The organism is Streptomyces sp. NPDC001678, assembly GCF_042892945.1.
In the GTDB taxonomy this organism is placed as follows: Bacteria; Actinomycetota; Actinomycetes; order Streptomycetales; family Streptomycetaceae; genus Streptomyces.
Map to the genome: position 1 here is coordinate 1 of NZ_JBIAUP010000009.1, position 21248 is coordinate 21248.

Here is a 21248-nt window from a genome sequence, read left to right on the forward strand (position 1 = left end):
TCTGCTCCGACGAACAACTCCCCTGGTCCTTCCTCACCCACACCGGACTGACCATCCACCCCCAACAACCACAGAACTAACGAAAACCTCAGTAGGAGGCGGTTCCTCCGGGTGGCGATGCCGCCGTGTCCGCCTTGAAGGAGCGGTCGCCCGCGAGTGCGCCCAGCAGGAACCCGGCGTATCCGGCGAGCAGGAGCAGCAGGACGCGCCCGCTGCCGCCCTCGTCGGTCCGTGGGTAGAGTCCGTCGGCGGCCAGGACGAGGGCGACGTCGAGGAGTTGTCCGACGACCACGACGGCGATGCCGAGACGGATCCCGCGTCCGGCCGGGAGCAGCCGGCCGGCCAGGACGCCGATGCCCGTGAAGACGGTCGCGACCGCCGCCGCGGCCGGCGTGGTCGGAGCGTCCGCGAGGGTGGGGGCCAGGGCCGTGACACCGGCCGAGGCGGCCACCCAGATCACGAAAGCCCCCACGGTCTCGGGCCACACGTGCACCAGCCGTCGTTTCCCCATCGAGCCGCACCGCCGTTCACCTAGTATGTAGCGATCGCTACATACGCTACACGGCACCTGAGGAGAAGCACATGTCCCGTCGCGAGGAGTTGCTGAACGCGGCAGTGCGTTACGTGGGGGAGCACGGCCTCGCAACGCTCACCCTGCGGCCCCTCGCCGCCGCGCTGGGCACCAGCGACCGGATGCTCGTGTACCACTTCGGCAGTCGCGAGGGGCTGGTGATGGCACTGCTGGACCGGGCGTTCGCGGACTTGGCCGTCATGTGGCAGGGGCAGCGGGTCGCCAAGCCGTCCGATCTGGTGCGCGCACTGTGGCAGGCCCTCGCGGAACCGAACGCCCGCGTGGCCATGCGGCTGTATCTGGAAGCGGCCGCACTGGCCGACGCGGACGAGCTGTGGCGCGAACGGTTGGTGCCGGCCACGTCGTCCTACCTCCGCACCGCGGAGCAGTGGCTCGTCGGCGCCGGTATGCCTCCCGCCGTCGCCCCGGGCGCCGCCCGTCTCGCGTCCGCCGCCCTGGACGGCGTGCTGTTGCAGCTGGGTATCGACGGGGACCGGGCCGCGGCGACGGAAACCGTGGAGCTGCTGGCCCGCCAGCTCGACCAGCTGGCCGAGTGAGTTCCCGACCCCTCGGCCACGCCCTTGCCGGGGCCTGATTCCTCCACCGGATTCAGGCCCCGGTCGCTTCGTGCTCAGTGCGGGAGCCGGCGGTACGCGTCGACGTAGTTGCGCAGCAGGGCCTCGTGGGTGCCGTTGATGATTTTGGCGAGCGGGGGATAGGCGCCGAGAAGTTTTATGAGCCCCTTCTCGTTGAGTTCTTTCACGAGCTCCTTCTTCCTGCCCTCGGCGAAGTATTCGTCGAACGCCTTGGCGTCTCCCGCGAGTTCCGCCAGTCTGGTGTCGTCCGGAATGCGGAAGAGGAGATCCAGCAGGTCTTTTGCCTTGTCACGCGGCACGTGGTAGGAGCCGGGGCCGGGATTGAGGACGCGCTTGTCCCACTCCTCACGGCGGGCATGGCTCTGGGTGTAGGTCTGGCGGAGTGCGGCGAGGCGCTTGCTGACGGGGTCCGTCTTGGGCGTGTCCAGTTTCAGGATGGCCTTGACGAGCCTGTCGCCGTCGGTGACGACGGAGCAGTCGGGGTCGAACACCCTCTTGTCCTCGCCGCGGGCCTTCCCGAGGGACTTCGCCAGGGCCTCTCCTTCCTGGTCGCCCGTACCGAAGGAGACGCCGTCCTCCAGGCCGGTGAGGCCGTCCAGGAGCTTGATGAAGGTGTTGGGCTCCGGGAGGTAGACGGTCCTGGGGTCGATGCCGGCCATCGCGACGCGGACGTCCCGGTCCATGGCGGCGGCGATGTTCACCCGCGGATCGTCGTTCGCGAGGAGGCGGTAGCCCCCGCTGAAGAGGTCGGGCCAGTCCATCTCCCGCAGCCGGTCCGCCACCTTGTCGAACAGTTCTTTTTCATCGGGAGCCCTGAGCGACTTCACATCGGCGTCGCCGGTGTGGAAGTAGATCGGCTTGGATCCGTCACCGTCGGCGTACAGCGCCTCCGCGAACTCCCGCGCCCGGTCGCTTCCGGCGATGGCCTGCCGGATGGCGCCGTAGGGGATGGTCTTCTGATCGCCGAGGTTTTTGCTGTTGCTCGGCGCGCGCCAGAGGAAGGAAAGGACCGCGACCGGGAAACCGGGTTTCTCGCGCTGCCATGCGTCGGCGAATTCCTTGATGATCCGCTTCTGCCGGCTGACGCGCTTCTCGCGGTCGGCGGCGCTCTCGGCGTAGGGATAGCCCTCGTTGAGCCCGATGACGAGCGCACACCCCTGCCGGGTCCTGGTGGCCTCGTCGCGGTAGCGGCGTGCCAGTTCGAGGAGCTTCTTGTGGTCGTCGACCTTGGCCGGGACCATGGCGACGAAGCCCACCTCCCCCTTGCGGGGTTCGGGGCGGCCGACCGCCTGCCCCGGGTTGATATCGGTGATCGGCCCCGAGGACGCTTTACCGGTGGCCGAGGTCCCGGCCCGGTTCCGGTTGACGATCACCCCTGCCTGCTTGCGCTGTTCCTCGGGAAGGCTGTCGGGGCTCAGCCGCCGGGGCCGGGAGGTCTCGGCGGGCTTGCCCGGGCTGCGATGGCACGCGCGCTGCTCGACCAGGTAGCCCCGGTCCAGGAGCGGGGCGCCGATCTTGCCCCGGTGGTCCCGCACGCCGGCCGCCGCGGCCTGGTCGACGGTGCTCAGGAACGTCTCCAGGGCTTTGAGGAAAGAGGTGTCGCCCTTGTAGACGAAGCTGCTCGCGCCGGCGAAAAGACGGTGAGGGACGCGCTTGCGGGGCACTGCCAGATGGAGAACGCGCTCCACCCTCGTCAGCGCGACGTAGGCGATGCGGTGCCGGAGGCCCAGGTCGCGGGCGATGGCGACCTCGGTGACCCCGCGCACGCGCTTGCGCTGCTGCCAGGTGGCCGCGGCATCGCGCAGGGCGGCGCGGCTGTCGGCGTCCCGGCGGCCCGCGCGTACGACCGCACGCGCGTGGTGGTCGAAGGCCACCCGCTCGGCCCGTACTTCGGCCCGGGAGGACGAGATCCGCCGGCCCTTGCGCCGCTCCACCACGCCGTCGATCCACTCCAGGGCCACGTCGCTGCCGTGGGTGCGGATCTCCTCCCAGTTGACACCGCGCAGTACGACAAGTCCTTGATCCGTCTCCGCGACCGGGAGCGGGTAGAGGTACCGCAGGGACAGCTCGCTGCCTGTCGCCCGGTAGAACGCCTCACGCTCCTGGAGCGTCTCGGACTTCCCGGTGTCGCGTGCCTCCACCGGGCCCGGGTTCCTCTTGCTGACCTCGTAGCCGATGCCGTACCGCTCGCGGAACAGCCGCTCGGTCTCGGCCAACGCGGCCTGCCGCACCTTGGCGCGTTCGTCGTTGTCGTGACCCGCGTCGTCCATGGTCCCGGCCAGGGCGTGGGCAGCGTGGATCAGCTCGTGCGCGAGGATCATCTCGGGGGCCGTGGCCACGTCGTCGGAGAGCATCAGCACCCGTGGGTGGAAGGACACGACGGAGTACGCGCCCAGGCCGTTGTAGAGCGGTCCCCCGAGCCTGTGGTTCAGTGACCACTGGGCGGGGTTGCCGTCCGTGGCCTGCGCGATGATGACGTTGATCCCCGCGAGGTCCCGTCGCTCCGGCACCGGACCGCTCTTCCGGGAGCCGTGGTGGCGGTACAGGACCCGGGTGCTGATGTCCTCGTGCCGGTCCTCCGGCCCACCGTAGGTGCCGTCCGGGTCGGGCAGCGGCCGGGCGTGGCCCAGGAACTCGACGAGGCGCTTGCCCGCTTCGGAGGACTCGATCCGCCGGAGCAGGAAGTCGACCTCCTTCATATAGTCCTTGGCGTCCAGTTCGAGGCCGGGCTCGGCAGGGGAGTCGTCCAGGTCGAGGACGTCCGGGTCCGTGCACACGGCGATGCCGGGCCGTACCACGGTCAGGGGCAGCGGCTCGCCGCCGAGCCAGGCGATGTCGATGCGGGACTCCCTGGCCGCCCGGACCGGCAGCGGTGGTATCAGGCGGGCGAGGTCGAGCCCTTTGAGGCGACTCATGAGGGGGTGTTTCCTTTCGGGGAGTCCGCGAGGGGATTCAGTCCGTGACGACCAGGACGGCCCGTGCCTGCCGGGCGTCGGTGGTCAGGACCAGGGAGGCGGCGGCGCCGGCCGCCGTCGGCGCGGTGTACCGCAGCGAGACCTTCTCGACGGCGGGCAGCAGGTTCGGCAGTCCCGCCGTCGGCGCGCCGGTCGCGGGCAGCAGGGGAGCGAGCGCCTCCGCGAGCGTGATGCCTTCCTGGGCGGCCCAGGTCGCGGACCAGCTCGTCGCGTCCGGATCCTTGTCCGCCACGAGGTCCAGCTCCATCAGCGACGACTCCGGGCCGCCGAGGAGGAGGGAGCCGGTGGCCTCGACCTCGGACGGGCCGTCCCCCGTGCTGATCCGCGTGGTGAGGTGGGCGCGGGCCCGCAGCCCTGCGGGCAGCGGGAACTCGGCGGATCCGGCCGCGGCGAACAGCCGTCCGGACGGCGTGGGGACGATCTCGAAGCACAGCTCCCGCAACGTCAGCTCCGCCAGGGAGGCGGGCAGGCCGCTGCCCAGGGTCTGCTCGGTCCAGGCACTGATGTCCCGCAAGGCGATGCGGTCCGCCTCCACGGTCAGTCCCCAGCCCCGGGCGGTCCTGGCGGCCCGCACTCCGATCCGGGTGCCGCCCACGACGAGCGTGCCCGCCAGAGTGACCTCGAGCGCGCGGTCCCCGCCGCCGGACACCAGCACCGACTGGTCCTCGATCCGTACGCCCGCGATCTCCAGGGGACTCAGGAGCTCGCCCGCGACGACGAAGACGCCTTCCCGGAGGTCGCACAGGAAGGAGAGCCGTCCCATGCCGTTCTGGGCGATGTCGGGTGCGGCCCGCTCGAAGAGGCCGCCGCCGTCGGCGAGTTCGCCGTGCGCCGTCAAGGCGGGCAGCTCGACCGTGACGGCGCTTTCCAGTCCGCCCACGGACAGGTGCCCGCTCAGCTCGACCGACAGCCCGCCCCAGCCGTCCTGCCGGTCGGCGGAGTCCAGGGTGATCCGCGCCCGGACCTGGCTGAGCGTCATGCCCGCCGGCAGCGGCCATTCGTGGGCGAGGTCGACCTCGAGCGCTCCGGCGATCCGCCCGTCCCCGGGGGTGTACGAGACGGTGACCTCGCGGAGCGCGGGCAGGGCGGAGGCGAGGAGCCCCTGCCACTCCGTGGGGAAGTGTTCGGTGACGGCGTCCGCGCCCGTGCAGCCCGGCAGGTCCGCCATGTGCCGCAAGGAAGGCAGGGTGAGCCCGTCGGGGAAGCGGGCGGACACCGTGAAAGTGCCCTCGTGCACGGAGGCGAGGAACAGCACCGGCTCGTCGAGGCCCGGCAGCTCCCACCGGGCCCCCGTGACGGCAGGCGTCCGCTCCCGCTCCGCGTCCCTGTCCGTACGAGGGGTGGCGTCGTCCGTAGTAGGGGTGGCGTCGAGCACGACGACGGGCGCCTGCGCCCCCAGGGCCTGAAGCGGGCTCAGGTCGTACGCGGGGAAGGGCTCGGGCAGCCGCCACTTCGGGGCGTCCACGACCAGCACGAATCCCACGACCGTCCGGCCCGACGCGTCGGCCAGGAACTCCGCCACGGCCGGGCAGGGCTCCGGCCCGAGAGCGGGCACGACGCAGTGCCCCCGCACCGTCATGCTCTCCGCGGTGAATTCCGCGTCCGAGAAGTTCAGCTCGGGGGAGCCGAGATACGTGGAGAACACGCTGCGGACCGCCGGGTCGGTGAACTCCTCGGCCTGGAGCCGCAGACTCCCGTTCCGTGCCCTCTCGGCTATTTCCTCAATGGACAATGGCATTGCCGAATCCCGTCCTCGATGTTCTGTGGTCACTTACGGCCGTCCGCCCGACGAAACGGTGAGGTCAGGCGTAGATTTCTTCGCTGATCACGATGACGGCGGGGCCGTTGCCGGGGTCGGCCACGGGTGGGTGCGGGCGTGCGAAGTCCAGCAGGGCGGCAGGGGCGTCGTGGGCCGCGATGATGCGCCTGGCCTGTTTGGCATGCTCGGGGACGAGTTCCTGCTGAACGTGGGGCTCGGCCTTTTCGCGATCCGGGAGAAAACCGTCCGGCTCGGCATAGAAGCGATCGAAGTACTCCCTGGTGAGGAAATTCTTGACCGTTTTCTTGGGCAGGCCGGGGATGGGGGTTTTGAATATCTTGTCCCCTTCGGGTCGCTTCCAGCCCTGTTTCCAGATGCCCGCAGCCTGGTCTTCCTTCGCCAGCGGACCGTAGGTGGGGCGCGCGGCGAATCCGAGCTCCTCGACCAGCCGCCGCTCGCTGATGTCGAACAACTCCATCCGCTGTGTGCGTATGTGCTCCGATCGCGCGGCTTCGGCGGCGCCGAGGGGGTCGGGCAGATGGCGGTCGACCGCTTCGATGCTCCGCAGCTGCCCGGGGGTGTTGCGCAGGACCTTCCGACCCGATTCGGTGTCGGTCGTGGTGCCGAACAACCACTCCAGGGCGATGGGATTGCCGTGGGTCACGATCTCTTCGAGTGGGCTGGTGTCGAACGCCAGAACGCCGTTGAGGAGTCCCGCCACGTAGGGCAGCGCCTCCTCGTTCGTCTCCATCGACCCTGCGAGGATGTGGGCCGCGTGGATCAGCTCATGGCCGAGGACGACCTCGGGCGCCAGGACGACCCGGTCCTGCACAACGGTGAAACGCGGGTTGAACTCGATGTACGAGTAGTAGCCGCGGCCGCTGCGGGCGATGTGTGTCTCGTCGGTACGGGTGCGGGTCTCCGCAGTGGTCCCGCCCCCTCGGGACAGAATCACCACCGAGATGCTCGCCGGGGAATTCCCTGGCTCGTACTGGGCTGTGAACGCGGACTCGCCGAATCCGCCACGGCCGGGCAGTGGAGTGTTCTGCCCGAAGAAGTCCACCAGGCGCTTACCGGAGGGAACGGCCTCCAGCCGGGTCAGCAGATCGTTCACGTGGTCCAGGAACGCCTGGTCGAGGGGGTCTTTCGGGTTCGACTCCATGGTTGTGCGTTTCACGGAAGTGACGGCGATTCCCGGGCGGAGTTCCACGGCCGGGCAGGAACCCCACTTGCCCATCGTGATCCGCAGCTGCGCGGGGGGTGTCCCGGGGGTGGAGGGGTGAGTCACTGGGTGCTCCGAATACGAGAAATCCGAATACGAGGAATGGTTGGTCAGCCGAGGCGGGTGTCCGCGAGCGGGGCGGGCGTCGCTGCGGACGGCATCGTGGCGAATACGGCACGCACGGTTCCGGCGTCCGCGGCGACGACGACACCGCCGTCCCCCGTCATCAGGTCGAGCTTGGTGACCTCGGGCAGGAGGTTCCGTACGGAATCGTCCACTGTCCCTCCGAGCCATTCGACGAGGTCTGCCACGGATACCGCGGCGTCGCCCTGCCAGGAGGCCCGCACGCGGCCTCCTGCCTGCGCCTGGAGCTCCAGAACCATGGGTTCGGCCGCCGACGGATCGATGGACAGCGTGGCTTCCAGGTGCCCGGCGCTCGAACCGGTGCCACTGGCGGCGCTGATGGCGAGCTCTGCCTTGCGGCTGCCGAGAGGGAACAGGCTGTCGGCGGAGAACTCGAAGGCACCATCGGCACTCCGGGCCACGGACAGGTCGTCGAGGACGACGCCGCGCAGGAATTCCGGCACGGTCACTCCCATGCGTTCCGACAGCCAGTCGGCGACCTGGGCGAAGTCCACATGGCGCAGCGAGCCGGCCAGTTCCCAGCGGCCGTCCGTCGTACGGGCGGCGACGGTGCGGACCCGGGCGGATCCGATGGCCAGCTCGCCGAGGATCCGTACATCCGGCGCCCCGCTCCCGTGACCGGATATTTCGAGGGCGGCGTTCTCCAGGGCGAAGTCCGCACCGGGTGCCGCGGGTGCCGAATAGCCGAGCGCGAGGGCGTAACTTCCCTCCCGCAGATCGGCCCTGACCGTGGCATGGGCGACCGGAAGGCTCTCCAGGCCGCTCCCGGAGGCGAGCTCGGCCGCTGCGCCGGCGTCCGGGAAGGGGCCGGCAGCCTCGGCCGTCACCTCCAGCTCCGGAACCGTGACGGTTCCGCCGAGGGTGTAGCCGTGCACGCCGATACCGGCACGCAGAACGGCCCGGGTCCGCACCGGGCCGCTCTCGGGGAAGGTCAGGGTGAACTCCGCCTCGACGGCGGTGAGCTCCGCCGTCCCCGGGATCACCGCCACGTGATCGGCCAGGCCCACCCGCAGCCAGACGCTGCGCAGCCGCTTCCGGCCGGTGTCGGCGATCACCTGGATCTGCCGTATCCGGGGGGTGGCGACGGGTATTTCCTCCGGAAGGGCGAAATCGGCACCCGAACCGAACGGCAACCGAGCGAGGTCGGCGAGGGCGGACAAGGACAGTCCCTCGCCCAGCGCCGACGACGCGGTGACCGTCGACGCCCCGGAAGAGGTGACGTCGAACTCCCACTGCTGGTGGCCCGCGCCGATTCCCGGCAGGCGGACCACGCAGCGGGGCACGACGGCCCCGCTGTCCTCGGACAGGCCGAGGGTGAGGACGGCGTGCAGCCGTCCCGCCTCCCACATGGTGCCCAGGAACCCCAGGTCGAGGTCGAGGTCGCCCAGCCGGCATCGCCAGTCCGGCAGCCGCACGTCCAGTTCGACGGCACTCACGTCCGCTCCCCGGGCATCGCCGAGGAACCGCAGGGTGCAGGGCAGGTCGGCGCCGTGGCGAGCCAGTGTCAGCCGGCCGGTGACGGTCAGCGCTTCGAGGTCCACCTCAGGGTCGTGGACGGTCAGGGCGTCCGTGAAGAGATAGTCGTCGAAGAGTTCCAGCGCGCTCTCATGTGCCAACTGCTGAGGGGTGAGCGTCAATTCTCCTTTCGCGTCTCCGAGGATCGTCCGGACCTGCGCCATCGACAGGGACACCACTTCGCCTTTCACTTCTGCATACGTTCCTGAGCCGTGTGCGGCCGTCAACGCGCCCACTGGGGGACGACCGGAGTCACCTCTGCCGGAGTGCCGAACGGATGGCTGGGGCTCGCCTGGCCCTGATCCGGCCAGAACTCCTTCTCACCGTTCCACCCCCGGGGAGCGGTGAACTTCCGGGAGCCAGGGGTCCAGGGCGCTTCGTCGAGTTTCGTCCAATAGCCGACGAGCCCTGTCCAGCGCGCCGCTTCGTCCTCGAACGGGTTGTACCGGAAGCCCCTGTCGAATCCCGGAAAGCCCTTGCGTCGATCCGGTGTGTGCTTGATGAAGTCCCTTGCCGAGGACCACGCGTGCTGCTTGACCGCGAGGAGCCCGTCGCGCCGTTCGGAGTAGGTGAAGCGCAGGGTGATGTCCACCTGGTACGCCTCCAGGACCCGTTGCGGGGGGATGTGCCACGGCGCGTCCCACTCGGTGGCTTCCTTCACCAGTTTCCGGGCCCGGAGTCCGGCGTGGCGAATCCGTCCGGGGTCGAGCACATTGCCTTCCATGCTGACCAAGTACTTGGTCGGCTTGATCACGTACAGCCACTTCTTCAAGTAGGTGCCGTCCCGGTCGTCGGCCAGCTCCCGCGCTATCTTCCGCAGCTTGGAGAGCTCCGCCTCGCTGCCGTACCCCTTCTTCGCGAGCTCCTGGACGGCCAGTCCGGCATTGAGGTCCGTTTCCCTCATCTCTTTCAGCAGAGGGCCGAGTTCCCAGCGGACGAACATCTTCATGGCGGTGTCGGCGTCGCGCGCCACGCTGACGAATCCGCTCTTCTTGCTGTAGGTCTTCCAGTCCGCGAGGTGGCCCGGGATGTCGTAGTACGTGTCCCAGCCCGTGAACCCGTCCTTGAATATCTCGTCCGGGCTCCGGCCGTCGATCCGGTACACCCAGTCCGGCACCCTCTTCAGCACGTACGGAAAAATGGGGAGCAGCTTCTTCTGACTGCCGTTCGGCATCTGTGATCCTGATTCGGGAAGAGAGTGAAAAACGCGCGCCCGGCCTTGCCGGGAGTCAGCCGGAGAGAACCGGCGGCGGCGACGGCTGAGGACCGGCGGTCCGTGAGTCGACGGAGGTGAAGGTGAACCGGTCCTTCTCCTCCGCCTCGGCGGCGGATGCCGTTTCCGCCGACGGGCCCGACAACAGCACCGCGGCGCTGGAGTGTCCGGTGGCCGGGCCGCCCTCCGAGGCGGACGGAGTGTGCTCCCGCACGAGGGTGTACCGGTGGTTCCCCTCCGGGCCCCAGGGCCACCCGTAGACGCCGTCGGCCGAGGGGTGCCCGAGCACGAGCATCTGTCCTTGGGATGAGAGGGGGTGGCCCATGTGCTCGTCCTCGGCACCGGCCGGGAACGCCTCCGCCTGAAGGCCGGCCGCGACGGAGCCCGGCACGTCGCCGAGGAAGGCGACGCGCAACGAACCGTGGACCAGCAGGAGGACGCACCCGTTCGCGTCCGCGTCGGACGATCCCGTATGGCCGGTGGAGTTCGCCGCGAGCACATAGAGCCGCATTCCGGCGAAGGAGACGACCGGCGCGCCCAATCCCCGGAAGGACGGGGGAAAGGTGCGCGCGTTATTGCCGACCAGCCACCGGTGGAGCTCCGTTCCTCCCTGGAGACCGGCGTATTGCCGCAGGTCTCCGCCGCAGGAGACCTGCCCGATCTCCAGCCCCTGGGTCACCGGGAGCAAGGCGTTGCAATGGGAGGAGTCAGGATGCGTGAGGAACACGTGATCGATGCGCTTGCGCCCGGCGAGGGCTCGCCGCACGGTGGCGCGCATCTTCTCGGCGGTCTCCTGCGTCCCGAGGGAACTTCCACAGTCGATCATCACGGTCGGCGGTGCGCCGGCACGCTGATCGCCCGCTTCCGGGAAGGTGATGACAGCGCAGGTCGTGTCCTTGGTGTCCGTGAGCACGATATCGGCCGGCTTACGGGCGGGGTTTCCATCGGTCGGTGGCCCGGAGTGGGGGCTCAAGTTGTTCTCCTTCGGGGGCACTCGGTGGCGTGGTCAGCCGGTGACCGGTGTCATCCGGAGAGGACGGGGAAGAAGTACGCGTCGGTGGTGCCGCCTTCGCCCTGCTGCCAGATCTTGTACCGCTGCCCCTTGCGCAGGGGGACGGTGGCCGAGGCACCCCAGACGTCGGGGGCGTTTCCGTAGTCGATCGACGCGGCGGCCACGGTCTCGTAGTTCTCGCCGCCGGTGTTGATGTCGACGTAGACGGTCCTGGTGGCGTGGTGCCCGACGGTCTTGATCCACAGGAGCAGCAGGCCATGGGACGGGGCCGTGCGTACTGTGCCGTTGAAGGCGCCGGTCAGCTTCTCCGGAGTACCGAGGAGGGCCTTGAGGTCGGCGCGGTCCGCCGAGAACTTGCCGCTGATCCAGAGGTCACCGTCGGCCATGCCACTGAAGTTCGTCGAGCCGACGAGCGCCTTTTCGGTCACGGCGAGCTTCTTGGCCTGGACGTCGTCCTGTGCCTGGACCTTCTGTGCGGTGAGCGTGCCCGTCACGGTGACTTCCGCTTCGACGGTGAGGCTCTTCTTCGCGACCACGGCATTGTTCACGGTGAGCGTGCCCGCTTCGCCGTGCAGGGCTCCGAAGAGGTGGCTCTCCTTCTCCACCTTCACGGCTCCGTCGATGGTGAGGAACGGGTTTCCGCAGTAGTTCTTCTCGCCGTTCGCGGTGATCCTGGCGACCGTCAGATGCGGGAAGACGGGCTCCTCGACGGCGACGGCCGTCGAGAGGTGGTGGGTGATCGTCTCACCGGAGCGCTTCAGCGTCACCCGGACCTGGAAGTGGGTGTCGCGGGTGAGGCCGGGGAGGGGGAACTGCCACTTGTCCCGGCCGCTGAGCGGCCCGGAGTACTGGCCGTCGCCGTAGTGGACGTCGCAGACGGCGTCGGACGGCGCCGTCCAGGTGAGGACGGCCTTCCGGCCCGGCTTGAGCTGAGTGACGGGGTTGGAGCCGGGGTTGCCGTTGTCGTCGGCCTCGCGGACGACGAGATCGCCGACCACATCGGCTGTGAGGGCCTCGGCCGGGGGGTACTTGGCGAGCGGGAGGGTGACCTGGTGGGTCTCCCAGGTCTGGCCGTTGTCGACGCTCACGGTCTCCCGGATGCGCAGCAGGGCCGTGCCCGCGACCCCGTTGGCCTTGAAGTCCTTGAGGCGCAGAAGGAGTCCATGGGTGGTGAGGGAGACGGACTCGCCGGTGACGGGGCGGACGGTGAGCGGCGTGCCGCCGGCGGTGAAGGCCGCGATGTCGTCCTGGGGCAGGGTGAGGAGGACCCCGCTCTCGATCTCGTCGACGGTCCACTGGTCGGCCGGTTCGGCGGTGGGGACGACGCGGTGGCCCGCGGGCACGAGGTCCTGGGCGAGGTCGCCGGTGGGGAGCACGAGGAGGATCTGCTTGCACAGGACGGCCTCGGTGCCCGAGTTGGACACGACGACGTCGATGTGGGCCGGCCGGTCGGTGGCCAGGGGGGCCGGGACGGTGGCCAGGCTGTAGGTCAGGCGGCTGGTGCCGCCGAGGTGGGTGCTCATGGTGGCGTTTCCTTGGGTGCTTGCGGGAGTTACTCGGATGCGGCGGCGGTGTCGGCGTCGTCGGCCTGCGGGAGCGGGCCGAGGGAGGTGAGCAGGCCGGAACGGAGTACCGGGGCCCGGTCGTCCCAGCGCGGGGTGGTGCTCGCGGCCGTGGTGGGGAAGGCGGCCCAGGTGCCGTCGGCGGTACGCTCCGCCCAGGTCCACATCCGGTCGTCGACGGTGCGCACCGGCAGGGCGACGGCGCCTTCCTGAAGGGCGGCCGCCGGAGTGAGCAGCGGCCCGGTGCGCAGGACCGTGCGCATGCGGTTCAGCGGTCCGTCGGTGAAGCGGTGGGGGATCTCCAGCGCCGTGGTGGGCAGCAGGTTCGTGGTGGCGTGCACGGGCGCGTGCGGGTCGACGAGCAGGGTCAGGTGCCGGGCCGCTCCGGCCGTGACGCGCAGGTGGGTTCCGTCGCCGATGGCGGCGATGCGCGGATGCGCGTCGCCCGGTGCGACCACGGTGCGCAGCGTGCCGGGGTCGGTGTCGGCGAAGTAGCCCACCAGCCCGTCGCCGATGCGCCGGCGCTCGCCCAGGCGTACCGGCCAGGAGTAACCGGTGAACTCCGGCTCCGGCGGTTCGTGGTCGAAGATGTGCCGCCAGCCCGGGTCGGTGGGCGGCGGTCCGTCCAGGTCCAGGTGGAGGCGGCAGCGCACGAGGGCCAGCGGGCGCCCGGCGAGGGCGGCCGAGGCGGCACCCGCGGTGGGCACGATGTCCACCAGCGAGGTCTCCAGGAGGTCCATGGCGGCGGGCAGCGGGCTGCCGTCCGTGCCGGTGCCCTGGAGCCAGGTGACGAGCGTGTGCAGGTGGGGGAAAGCGGTGCGCAGGGCGTCGAGGCCGGCGGGAGCGGCACCGGGCAGCGGTGTCCACACCGCCTCCCTGTCCGGCCGGCCGATCCGGTACGTCCAGCGCAGCAGGCCGAGGGCGGTGCCGTCGGGTGCGTACACCGCGAGCGAACCGTCGACCAGGTTGGGGACGATCCAGCCGGCGAGCGGGTTGCCGTCGTCGAGGTGGGTGGCCGGGTCCGTGTCGCGGGCGGCGTCCATGAGGTCCAGCCCCAGGCGTGCGGCCTGCGGCAGGCGCGGCGGCAGCTGGACGACGTGCTCGGGGGTCGTCCCCAGGGCCTCGGGGACGTGCTGCGGGCGCAGCGCGTCGGCGACCACCGGGTGCCGGAGGCCGCTCGCCCCGCCGGTGCCCGCCGGGGTGATGACGTCCAGGGCGCGCCCGAAGGAGTCCACCAGGGTCAGCCGCAGGAAGCGGAACTGGCCCGCGCGCAGCTGCTGGAAGCCGGAGTCCGGCCAGCCTTCGAAGGGCACGGGCAGCGGGCCCGGGTCGGGGCTGGTGCGGTAGGCGTCACCGATCAGCTCCGCCAGCTCCGGCGGCGCGCCCAGCGGCGGGACGCCCTGGCCGGGGTCCTGGCCGATGAGCATGTCGCGCAGCCCCGCCAGCGAGCTGGACAGCACGTCCCCGCGGACCACTCGGTCGGCCAGCGCCTCGCAGTGCGGGGCGAGGTCGGGGTCGTCGGGCGCGTACTGCCGGAGCTGGTCGGCAAGGCTTCGCGGCAGGTGGTCGCTGAGCAGCGTCCGGCCGGTGTAGGTGCGCGCGGCCTCGGGGCGGGGCCGCAGGCAGGAGTAGCGATTGCCGTCGAACTCCCACTGGTCGTGGGGGAGGGGGTGGTACTCGACCTCCCAGAGCAGGTGGAGGGGGTGCCACGGCTGTTCCCACGGGTCATTGCCGAAGGCCGGGGTGGTGCCGGAGCGCGGAATCGCCACCGCGCCCGCGTCCGCCCGGCTGTTCGGGTCGAGCAGGAACGCCTCGCGCAGCAGGGCGCGGGTGGAGTCCGGCATGGCCGTGTGCTCGCCGGTGCCGAGGTCGAGTGTGTTGCACGCGAGTTCGGCCCGGTCGGCGGTGAACTCGACGGAACTGCTGGTGAGTTGTACGGCCGTCACGGTCTGGTCGCCGAACCGGCAGCGCAGCGTCGCGTCGTCCGAGACGGGCAGGGAGCCGGCGCCCTGCAGGACGACGGCGGGGTCCAGGGCCCGCTGGAAGGGGGCGGGGGCCACGCGCTTGAGGTCCCAGCCGGTGGGCAGGCCGTGTGCCTGGGCGTACTGACGAACCGATTCGGCCAGTCGCGCGGGCGTGTCCCCGTCGGGGAGGACGGCGCGGAGGCGGTCGGCCTCCTCCCGGCCGGCGCGGACGCGCGCGGCGAGGCTGCCCTCGCGCGCCGGGTCGAGCTCCTGCGTCAGCTGCTGGTGGTGGTAGCCGCGCGGCAGTACGGGCAGGCCCTGGAGGCGCCATATGCCGTACAGCCTCCGGCGCAGCCCGGCCAGCTCGCGGTCCGCCCGGTCGTGGGCGTGCTGCGCGGCGTTCAGGGCGGCCTCGACGGACCGGGCCCGGCGCTCGTCCTCGGGGGAGGCGGGCTCGTCCGAGGTGCCGGGCGGCACCGCGTGCCAGGCGTACGAGACCGTGCCCTCGCCGAAGCCGGCGCCGAGCAGGCTGTCGGCGAGGCGGTGCGCGTTGTCCGGGTCGTTCACCCGGGTGAGGGTGTTGGACTGGAGCTGATCGAACAGGGCGGGCGCCAGGGCGAGGGCCGGGGTGGCGGCGGCCTTGTTCTCGGTCAGGGCGGTGAACGCGGAACGGGCGCTGTCGGCGACGGCCACGGTCGGGTCGGGCCGCTGCTCGCCGGAGGGGTCGTAATGGGGCAGCACGCTGTGGACGCGGCCGGTGTAGACGGTACGGGCACCCGGCGGCGGGGTGCGGTCCGCCTGCCAGCCCAGGGAGCCCTCCAGCGCCTCGCGTACCTTCGGGTCGGCGAGCGGGTCGTCGGAACCCGTCGCGTGCCAGCCGATGACCTGGTAGCCCAGGCGGTCGAACTCATGGGGCAGTCGCGCCAGGGGGTCGTGGAAGGAGAAGACGTCCTGGCAGTGCGGCTGGAACGCGGCGAAGGACAGGGTCCCCGGGCCGGTCGCGGTCAGGAAGGTGGGCCGGTCCGCCGCGGATTCCGCCCACCGCGCGGCCTCGGTGTGGCGACCGATCCGGGTCGGGGTGACATGGCCCCGGCCGGGGCGCAGGTAGGGCACGGTGCCCGTGCGCTTGTCGAGGAAGTCGCTCTCGACGACCCACGCGGCGGTGGCGTACTCGCCCGCGGCCGTGTAGGCGTGCCGGACGACCAGCCAGCGGTTCGGCGCGGGCGGGAGCGTGACCTCGCCACCGGGCGTGGCCGCCCGGCGCAGTGCCGCCGGGAGCTCCCAGTGCAGGTGGACGCCGTCGTGGCCCGCCTCCCGGGAGAACTCCGTGTCCGTGCTCGCGTAGGGCGACGGCTCCGGGGAGCGGTGGACCCCGAGCAGGTGGTAGTTGGGTATCCACCGGAGGAAGGAGTCCTTCCTGCGCACCTGGTCGTTGACGACCAGGGCCCGGAGCCTTACGGGGACCAGGAGGTCGGTGTTCATCGGGTGGTTCCTTCGAAGGTGAGGGTCAGCTGCTCGGGGGCGCGCACCAGCTGCACGGCGAACTCGGCGGGGGAGAGCGGGGATCCGGGCTTGACGTCCTCGGCGAGGCGGGCCGCGAGCCTGCCGACGTCCAGCACTCGCGCCCCGGCGGGAGTGATGACGGTCAGGGCCGGGTCCGTGCCGACGGGTACCGAGCGCCCCAGCGGCCGGCCGACCTCGTCGGGGGCCAGGCTGCGCAGGGCCACGTTCCCCCGCTCGTCGACGCCGAAGTGCAGCCCCTGGTGGGGTTCGCTGATCGTCAGCCGGTCGGGCATCCGGTCGAAGAGCATCAGCAGGACGTCGCCGCCCAGGGCCTCGCGGCGGATCACCTCGACCGGGACGGTCCCGGACGCGGCCCGGGCCTCGACGCGCAGCGTCGGCCAGCCCGGGACGAGGGCCGAACGCAGCAGCAGACCGGCGGCGGGCACGGGCCCCTGGCCGTCGAGCAGGGCGTCCAGTTCGGCGTCGGTCGTGGCGTCGGCGCCGGGGTGCCGGTCCAGGCTGCGCGCGCCGTCGAGCAGGGCGTGGAGCCAGCCGCGGTCGACGTGGAACAGACGCAGGCTCTCGGGCGGGAGCATCCGCTGGTCCGGGACGAGGCAGTCGAACGGCACTCCGCCGAGCGCGCGCAGCGTGGCCAGCCATGCCGCCGCCTCCCGCGCGTCCGGCGACGATGACGGTGACGGCGGGGTGGAGGAGCGCCGCGGTGCGTCGAGGCGGTACGCGGTGGGAGCGGCGCGTACGGTGCGGGGCTGCGGCCGGGCATCGTCGGGGGCCCCGGCATCGTCGGCGGCGGTGGCCTCGCCGGGGGCGGCGAAGGACGCGGCCAGCGCGTCGAGGGCGCCGCCGCGCAGCAGTTCCTCGAACTGCTCGCGCGGCGTCGGGGCGGGCACGGGGGCGGCCGCGCGGGCGGCTGTGCGCGGGGCCGGTCCGGCCGGTGCGGCGGACGCGCCGTGGAAGAGCTGCCGGCGGTACGTCGCGTACTGGCGGTCGGTCGCCCGGCGCAGCCGGCCCTGGTGGCGCAGGCGGACCAGGGTCGTGGCGAAGCCGGGGTCGGCCAGGGCCAGGGCGCGGCCCACGTTCCAGGCGCAGGCGTAGCCGGTGGCGAAGGTGCCGGTGTGCGGTTCGTGGAGCAGCAGCCCGTCGGCGTCGGGGAAGTGGCCGTCCGCCGGCCGGGGCAGCTCGGGTGCGACGCGGGGGAGGAACGGGCCGCTGTACCACGCGAGGGCGCGCTCGCCGGAGTCGGTGATGTGGGTCATCGGGACCATGCCCTGCTCCAGCAGGGCGCCCAGCTCGTCCGGCAGCCCCGCGTCCGTGGCGGCGGCCGGGCGCAGCGGGGCGGCGCTGTGTTCGCCGTGCCCCGGGGCGAAGCGTCCGGCCAGTCGGCCGAAGCCGTCGCCGGACACGGCGCAGGAGGTGAACGTCCAGCTGTGCAGGGACACCAGGCGCACGGGCTTGCCGTCGGCCTGCGACCCCGGCGGCGTGTGGCCCTCCAGCGAGACCAGGTGGGCCACGTACCGGCTCCGGTCCGCGTCGGGGAAGCGGGCGGCGGTGATGACCGCGTGCGCTTCCCGGTCCGGCCGGCCGCCCCGGCCGTCGGCGGGCGCGGCGTCCTCGCCGCCCGAGCGGACGTGGGCGAGGAGGGCGAGGCCGGACGGCTCGGGGAGGAGCTGTGCCAGCAGTGCCCGCGGTACGTCGACGACCCGGCAGGTGGTGTCGAGCAGGGCGGGGTCGACGGCGTCCTTGTCCAGGGCGGGCCCGGAGACCGCGATGTCGCCGTCGAGGAGCGCGCGGACGGTCACCGAGGTGGTGGCGCCCAGGGCGTTGGGGTCGCCGGGCAGTTCGCCCTCGCCGAAGAGCAGCAGCGCCGTCCAGGGGGCCCGGGCGGGGTTCTGGACGCCGCCGGTGAAGGGCTCGCGCTCCCACGGCAGGGCCGCGGGGCCGAGGGTGATGTGCGGGAGCAGGCCGTGGAAGGGGCCCTGGCTGTGCGCGGCCGGGTACACGGCGTGCACCCAGGAGGGGTCGATGCGGAACTGCGCGGCCCGTACGTCGACGATCTGTGCCACCGGGTCGAGGTGGGCACCCGGCAGGTGCTCGGCGGGGAGCCGCTGTTCGACGGTGATCCGGTAGCGGCCGGCCTCGATGCCGGGCAGCAGGTGGTCGTGGAAGGTGACGGGGGTGTCGTCCGCCGGTGCGGACTGCTCGGTCGGGTGCGTGGTCATGAGGTCCTCACGAGTGGGCGAGACGCAGGGGCGGGGAGGAGAAGACCGCTTCGCGGGCGTAGCGGTCGAGCGCCGCGCCGGCGTCGAGCGGATAGCCGGCGGCGGACAGGGCGGCGAGCGCGGCCCGCCGCGCCGCGGTCTGCTCGGGCGTGTCGACCCGCAGCGCGCCGGTGCCGTCGGTCTCCTCGCGTTCCGCGCGGATCCCGGCGGGGGTCGCGTCCGGGTCGAGCGGCAGGGTCCCTTCGGACAGCGGGGCGTGGTCGAGGCGGCCGCTGCGGCTGGACGCGGCGGCCTCGGGCAGGCGCGGGGCCGGTACGGCGATGCGCGCGCCGCTGACCAGGCCGCGGACGAAGGGGTCCGCGGTGAGCGCGTCGTCGGCCTTCCCGGCGCCCCACAGCGCGGCCGGCTGCGGGGTGCGCTGCGTGGTGACCGTCCAGTCCTGCCAGCGGTCGGCGGGCAGCTGTCGCCAGCCGCCGTCGGCGGTCTCTTCCTCGACCGTGACCGAGAGCGTGACGTCGAGGCCGGTCTTGGCCATCGGACGGATGCCGACCTTGGCGGGGCCGTCGCCCGTCCCGTCCACGCCGTTGGCCGTCTCGTTCACCCCGTTGACCGTCAGCGCGGAGGCGGGGAACGCGGTGCCGACGGTGAAGGCGAAGCCGTCGGCGGCGGCGGTCCAGGTCTCCGGACCGTTCTCCGGACCGTCCGACGGCGCCTGCTCGGCGTGGTCGGGGTGGAGGCCGTCGACGGGGGCGAGCGTCAGCGGGTGCCGCGGCAGCAGCGTGCGGAACTGTTCCCAGCCGATGGGCGCGGGACCGGTCCTGGGCTCGCCGAAGTCGATCGGGATGGAGATGCCGAGCACCTTGACGTGCGCGGTGCCGCCGAACGGCGGTCCCCACACCGACAGCCGGGCACCCAGCGACGCCTCGCCGCTCCAGCCGAACAGCAGCCACACCTGAGCGGTGATCTCCGCCCACACGTCCATCTCGTAGTGGAACGGCGCCCACTCGACCAGGGCGTCGAAGCCGACGTCGACCCGGGCCTTGGCCCACGAGCCGTCGTACCGCAGGTCCAGCCGGCCCCCGGCCATCGCGGCCGAGGGGGTCAGCGCGAAGTAGCTGGTGCCCTTCACCGTCAGCTCGGAGCCGGAGGTCCAGTTGACGCCGACCGGGTCCGCCTGCGGGTAGTGGGCGTGCGGGGTGTAGTGCGGGTGGTAGCCGCCGATGGTGAAGACGAAGTCACCGGGATGGTCGCTGTTGCCGAACCACAGGCGCAGCGCCGCCCCGCCGGTCAGGTGCACGGACCGGTCGAGCAGGAAGCTGTCCGGGGCGAGACGGGCGTCGACGGCGAGCATGTCGGCGGAGCGCCGGTAGACCGCGGAGATGTCCAGTTCGACGCCGGCGTACGGCTCTCCCATCTTCTTCTCCGGGTCGGGGAACTGGGCCTTCGCCGAGCCCAGCAGCCCCACCACCAGGTCGTCCGGGCCGAATTCGGCGAACGCCAGGGCCTTGCAGTGGACGATCTCGAAGACGTCGGCGTTCAGGCCGAGGGCCAGCCAGGTGCTGCCCTCGTGCGGGGTGACCCAGGCGGGAGCGCCGTCGGTCCCATCGGTCAGCTCCTTGAGCACGTCCAGCGGTTCGGGCGGCGTGTCCTGGCCCGCTCCGTCGATCCCGCGCAGCAGGGGGAAGCCGGCGACCTGGTCGATGGCGGGCACGCGCAGGCTGCTGTTGTAGCCGAAGCCGGCCTTGACGCCGGTGACCCGGAAGGCCGGCGGGCCGCCGAACTTCGCCCCCAACTCGGCGTACAGGAAGAGCGACCGCATTCCGTCCTTCAGGCTCCCGTACGCGCCGATCGCCGTGAAGCCGGCGCTCGGGGTCTTGATCAGGGCGCTGCCCTCGATCAGCCGCTCGTAGGGCGAATCGGCGGCGACCGGCTTGTTCACGAACGCGCCGGATATCTCCAGCGGAGGCTTGCGGAAGGACAGACTCAGCCCGTCGAGCCGGCCGGAGGGCGTGAAGTCCTTGCCGTCCAGGGGAATACCCAGGCCCAGCCCGTCCACGCCGAGCTCCAGGGGGCCGGCGTGCACCGAGGCGTCGCAGAGGACCCAGATCTTCTCGTCCTGGTAGCTGGCGCCCAGGCGCCGCAGGAGCAGTGGGCCGAAGGAGCGGTCGAGGGTGACCCATGCGGCGGCCGGTGTCGCCGAGTCGTCGGCTGCGTCCGACGGGACGTCGGATACAGCCGCCGGACCCGCTGTTGCCAGGGCGCGCGGCGCGAGGGCGTCCTGCTGCTTCCTGGGGGACTCGGCACCGGCGAGGCGGAACATCAGGGGGGTGCGTGTCTCGCCTCCCCACTCGTAGTCCAGGGCCACCAGGGCGCGCCCGCGGGTCTCTTCGGGAAACCTCGGGTGGGTGCCGTCCAGGCGGGAGATCTGTTCGTTGAGTGCTTTCACCTGATCGGCGGTGAGGGCGTCGGAGGCGATGACGGCTTTCACGCCGGTGATGCCGAGGTCGTGGTCAGGGGAGATACGGTCGCCGACGAGGGGAAGGTCGGAGAGTCCGGCGGCGATTCGGGCATCGACGAGCAGGGCGAACAAGGGGCACCTTCCGGGCCGGGACGGAAAATCGGAGGGATTCGAATGTGTTCAACGATCAACCGAATCGCTATTGTTCAATAGTTGACCGAATTATCGGCGGCCGGCCACTCGCAAAGCGGGTGATGATGCGGCGCCTCAAATCTATGCGCACACATGATCCGCAAGCCAATTGACGGTGTGTGGTGTGATTCACATCGACTTGTCGGTCCGCGCCGGGAACGGGACGGGCGGCTCGTGCGACCGTCGGCGCGACGTCGAAGTGGGCGCCGCCCCGGGCTACCGCGCGGCCGTGCCGGCCGCGGTCCACGGCTGTGCTTCCACCTCGAGCCGGGCGGCTACGGCACCGTCGCATTGATCGAGGTGCCGGAACAGGTCACGGCGTTCT

At 71.6% G+C, this 21248-nt stretch carries 12 protein-coding genes; 1 reads left to right on the top strand and 11 read right to left on the bottom strand.

What is annotated here, in order from left to right:
• Nucleotides 1–88: 88 nt before the first annotated feature.
• Nucleotides 89–511, bottom strand: a complete 423-nt coding sequence (locus ACFYZR_RS19775; protein WP_391911907.1) for a hypothetical protein — start codon at nt 509–511, stop codon at nt 89–91.
• 71 nt (nt 512–582) lie between these two features.
• Here ACFYZR_RS19775 and ACFYZR_RS19780 point away from each other — a divergent pair, with 71 nt between their 5' ends.
• Complete coding sequence (locus ACFYZR_RS19780; protein WP_391911909.1) at nt 583–1128, top strand: TetR family transcriptional regulator; 546 nt, start codon at nt 583–585, stop codon at nt 1126–1128.
• 74 nt (nt 1129–1202) lie between these two features.
• Here the strand turns inward: ACFYZR_RS19780 and ACFYZR_RS19785 are convergent, their stop codons facing one another.
• From ACFYZR_RS19785 to ACFYZR_RS19830, 10 genes are all read right to left on the bottom strand, one after another.
• The gene (locus tag ACFYZR_RS19785; protein WP_391911912.1) at nt 1203–4082 is read right to left on the bottom strand and encodes a M91 family zinc metallopeptidase; all 2880 of its coding nucleotides are present in this window, start codon (nt 4080–4082) and stop codon (nt 1203–1205) included.
• Nucleotides 4083–4119: 37 nt separating this feature from the next.
• Complete coding sequence (locus tag ACFYZR_RS19790; protein WP_391911914.1) at nt 4120–5880, bottom strand: hypothetical protein; 1761 nt, start codon at nt 5878–5880, stop codon at nt 4120–4122.
• A 64-nt stretch (nt 5881–5944) separates the two neighbouring features.
• Nucleotides 5945–7063 carry a M91 family zinc metallopeptidase gene (locus tag ACFYZR_RS19795; protein ID WP_391911916.1) on the bottom strand — a complete coding sequence of 373 codons (1119 nt, stop codon included), beginning with the start codon at nt 7061–7063 and terminating at the stop codon, nt 5945–5947.
• 170 nt (nt 7064–7233) lie between these two features.
• Entirely contained in the window at nt 7234–8904 is a 1671-nt protein-coding gene (locus tag ACFYZR_RS19800) for a hypothetical protein (protein ID WP_391911918.1), read from the bottom strand.
• Nucleotides 8905–9005: 101 nt separating this feature from the next.
• Nucleotides 9006–9956, bottom strand: a complete 951-nt coding sequence (locus ACFYZR_RS19805) for a hypothetical protein (protein WP_391911920.1) — start codon at nt 9954–9956, stop codon at nt 9006–9008.
• Between the two features lie 55 nt (nt 9957–10011).
• Complete coding sequence (locus ACFYZR_RS19810) at nt 10012–10968, bottom strand: MBL fold metallo-hydrolase (RefSeq protein ID WP_391911922.1); 957 nt, start codon at nt 10966–10968, stop codon at nt 10012–10014.
• 50 nt (nt 10969–11018) lie between these two features.
• Nucleotides 11019–12530: a hypothetical protein gene (locus tag ACFYZR_RS19815; protein WP_391911924.1), complete on the bottom strand. Its 1512-nt coding sequence runs from the start codon at nt 12528–12530 to the stop codon at nt 11019–11021.
• A gap of 29 nt (nt 12531–12559) precedes the next feature.
• On the bottom strand, nt 12560–16015 hold the full coding sequence (locus ACFYZR_RS19820; RefSeq protein WP_391911926.1) for a hypothetical protein: 3456 nt from the start codon (nt 16013–16015) through the stop codon (nt 12560–12562).
• Nucleotides 16012–18273, bottom strand: coding sequence for a hypothetical protein (locus ACFYZR_RS19825; protein ID WP_391911928.1), 2262 nt, complete (start codon nt 18271–18273; stop codon nt 16012–16014). The genes ACFYZR_RS19820 and ACFYZR_RS19825 overlap by 4 nt, the downstream gene beginning before the upstream one ends.
• A 7-nt stretch (nt 18274–18280) precedes the next feature.
• On the bottom strand, nt 18281–20863 hold the full coding sequence (locus tag ACFYZR_RS19830; RefSeq protein WP_391911931.1) for a DUF6603 domain-containing protein: 2583 nt from the start codon (nt 20861–20863) through the stop codon (nt 18281–18283).
• Between the last annotated feature and the right edge of the window lie 385 nt (nt 20864–21248).